This window comes from Neisseria sp. P0021.S005, assembly GCF_051956955.1.
In genome coordinates this window covers 1-3190 of sequence record NZ_JBQCWY010000345.1, presented here as the reverse complement: position 1 = coordinate 3190, position 3190 = coordinate 1, and the positions used below count along the sequence as shown (strand labels likewise).

Below are 3190 nucleotides of genomic sequence, written 5' to 3'. Positions count from 1 at the left end.
GCGCGAAGCTGGTAGATTTTGCCGGCTGGGAGCTGCCCATCCATTATGGTTCACAAATCGCCGAACACGAAGCCGTGCGCACCGACGCCGGTATGTTTGACGTATCCCATATGCTCGTTACCGACGTCGCCGGAGCGAACGCCAAAGCCTTTTTCCGCAAATTGATTGCCAACGACGTTGCCAAACTCGCCTTCGTCGGCAAAGCCCTTTATTCCGCTTTGCTCAACGATAACGGCGGCGTGATTGACGACTTGATCGTTTACCGCACCAACGAAGCCGAAACCCAATACCGCATCGTGTCCAACGGTGCGACCCGCGAGAAAGACACGGCGCAATTCCACAAAGTCGGACAAGAGTTCGGCGTTGCCTTCAATCCGCGCTACGACCTCGGCATGCTCGCCGTACAAGGCCCTAAAGCCATCGAAAAACTCCTGACCGTCAAACCCGAATGGGCGGATGTCGTCCATAATCTCAAACCGTTCCAAGGTGCAGACTTGGGCAACGACTGGTTTGTCGCCCGTACAGGCTACACCGGCGAAGACGGTGTCGAAGTGATTCTGCCGGGTACTGAAGCAGGCGCATTCTTCAAAGCCCTGCAAGCAGCAGGCGTACAGCCTTGCGGTCTCGGCGCACGCGACACCCTGCGCATGGAAGCCGGTATGAACCTCTACGGCAACGATATGGATGACAATACCAGCCCGCTCGAAGCAGGCATGGGTTGGACCGTTGATTTGAAAGACGAAAGCCGCGATTTCGTCGGTAAAGCCGCATTGGTGGCATTGAAAGAAAAGGGCGTTGCCGTCAAACAGGTTGGCTTGTTGCTCGAAAAAGGGGGCATTCTGCGCGCGCATATGGAAGTGTTGACCGATAAAGGCCAAGGCGAAACCACCAGCGGCGTATTCTCTCCAAGCCTGAAACAATCCATCGCCATCGCACGCGTACCGAAAGATTTTGACGGTGATACCGCCAAAGTTCTGATGCGCGGCAAAGAAGTGGACGTACGCGTACTGAAGCTGCCGTTTGTCCGCAACGGTCAAAAACAGTTTGATTAATATCGGTTCAGACGGCCTTTATTTGTTAAGGGCCGTCTGGAAGCAGGTTTTAATTGTCGTCCGATACGGACGTTTGTAGAAAGCATTGAACAAGGCATCTGTGGATATTGATTCATGCAGATGCCGTCTGAAAATAACCCCCTATCAATGGAGTATCAAACCATGAGCAACATCCCAGCAGAACTGAAATACGTTGCCAGCCACGAATGGCTGCGCCTTGAAGAAGACGGTACCATCACCGTCGGCATTACCCATCACGCGCAAGAGCTGTTGGGCGACATCGTGTTTGTCGAGCTGCCAGAAGTTGGTGCAAACCTGGCTGCCGAAGAGCAAGCCGGTGTGGTTGAGTCTGTAAAAGCCGCATCTGACGTGTACGCGCCGATTGCAGGCGAAGTCGTTGCCGTCAACGAAGATTTGCCAAGCGCTCCGGAAACTGCCAACAGCGATCCTTACGGCGCAGGCTGGTTCTTCAAAATCAAACCTGCCAACCCTGCCGATTACGACGGTCTGCTGACTGCCGAACAATACGCAGGCGAAGTAGCTTGATTTTTGCAAACATCCAAACAGGTTTTTCATCTGTTTGATATTGCAGGTCTTAGGTCGTCTGAAAAATGCTTTCAGACGGCCTTTGTTTCAATTTTTCCTCAGCAAACATGAATTACTGCGAATTTGTCGCCACGCTTCCTGACGATACGGACAACCCCAACAAACATTATCACGACACGCAATACGGTTTTCCGATTGAGGACGACAATGAATTGTTTGAGCGGCTGGTGTTGGAAATCAATCAGGCAGGATTAAGCTGGACGCTGATGCTGAAGAAGCAGCAGGCATTTCAGACGGCATTTAAAGGTTTCGACATCGATACGGTCGCCGCATTTGACGAAACCGATATTGAGCGACTGCTTGCCGATGCAGGCATCGTCCGCAACCGACTGAAAATCAACGCAGCCATTTATAACGCGCGACAAATCAGACAAATACAGCAAGAATACGGCTCATTCAAAAACTGGCTCGATGCGAACCATCCGCTCGACAAGGCTGAATGGGTGAAACTGTTTAAAAAACATTTCAAATTTGTCGGCGGCGAAATCGTCGGCGAATTTTTAATGAGTACCGGCTACCTGCCCGGCGCGCATGTGGCAACCTGTCCGGTTTATAGGGAAATATTGGCATGTCGTCCAAAGTGGGCGGAGGTCGTCTGAAACAACATTTGCAAGAAAAAACAGTGTTGATATCGATAACACCGAAGGAGTAGAAATGAAACTATCTGAATTGTTCAACCCGAATGAATTTGCCGCGCGCCATTTGAGTTTTGGCGACGAGGCTGCGCTTTTGGAAGCGCTCGGCGAGAAGAGCATGGATGATTTTGTCGGCAATACCGTGCCGCAAAGCATCCGTATGCCGTCCGAACTCAATTTGCCCGAAGCGTTGACCGAGGCGGACGCGTTGGCGAAATTGAAAGGCATCGCGTCGAAAAACGTGATCAACAAATCCTATATCGGTTTGGGCTATTACCCGACCCGCGTGCCGAATGTGATTTTGCGCAACGTATTGGAAAATCCGGGTTGGTACACCGCCTACACCCCGTATCAGGCGGAAATTGCACAGGGTCGTTTGGAAGCTTTGTTGAACTTCCAACAAGTGTGTATCGATTTGACCGGTTTCCCTGTGGCAGGCGCGTCTTTGCTGGATGAGGCGACTGCTGCCGCCGAAGCGATGGCGATGGCGCACCGCGTGGGCAAAGTGAAATCCGAGCGTTTCTTTGTGGATGCGCGCGTGTATCCGCAAACTTTGGATGTGATGAAAACCCGCGCCAAATATTTCGGCTTTGAACTGGTGGTCGGCGATTTTGCCCAAGCGGATGAAGGCGAATACTTCGGTGCGCTGTTCCAATACGTTGGTAAAGACGGCGATGTGCAAGACTTGCAGGACGTTATCGGCCGTCTGAAAGCAAAAGGCACAATCGTGGCCGTTGCCGCTGATATCATGAGCTTGGTTTTGCTGAAATCTACTGCCGAGTTGGGTGCGGATATTGCCTTGGGCAATACCCAACGCTTCGGTGTGCAGATGGGCTTCGGTGGTCCGCACGCTGCTTATTTCGCGTTTAAAGACGAGTTCAAACGTTCCGCTCCTGG

Annotated in this window: 3 protein-coding genes and 1 pseudogene; all 4 read left to right on the top strand. The window is 52.0% G+C overall.

Features of this window, described 5'->3' with window-relative positions; translation table 11 throughout:
- A partial coding sequence (gcvT, locus tag ACTHUE_RS13930; RefSeq protein WP_440423763.1) for a glycine cleavage system aminomethyltransferase GcvT occupies nucleotides 1-1052 on the top strand: 1052 nt, incomplete at its 5' end.
- A 147-nt stretch (nucleotides 1053-1199) separates the two neighbouring features.
- The gene (gcvH, locus tag ACTHUE_RS13925; RefSeq protein ID WP_036492952.1) at nucleotides 1200-1598 is read left to right on the top strand and encodes a glycine cleavage system protein GcvH; all 399 of its coding nucleotides are present in this window, start codon (nucleotides 1200-1202) and stop codon (nucleotides 1596-1598) included.
- A gap of 107 nt (nucleotides 1599-1705) precedes the next feature.
- Complete coding sequence (locus tag ACTHUE_RS13920) at nucleotides 1706-2257, top strand: DNA-3-methyladenine glycosylase I (RefSeq protein WP_070460360.1); 552 nt, start codon at nucleotides 1706-1708, stop codon at nucleotides 2255-2257.
- Between the two features lie 55 nt (nucleotides 2258-2312).
- Nucleotides 2313-3190 (top strand): annotated as a pseudogene (locus ACTHUE_RS13915) (glycine dehydrogenase (aminomethyl-transferring)); the annotation flags it as partial.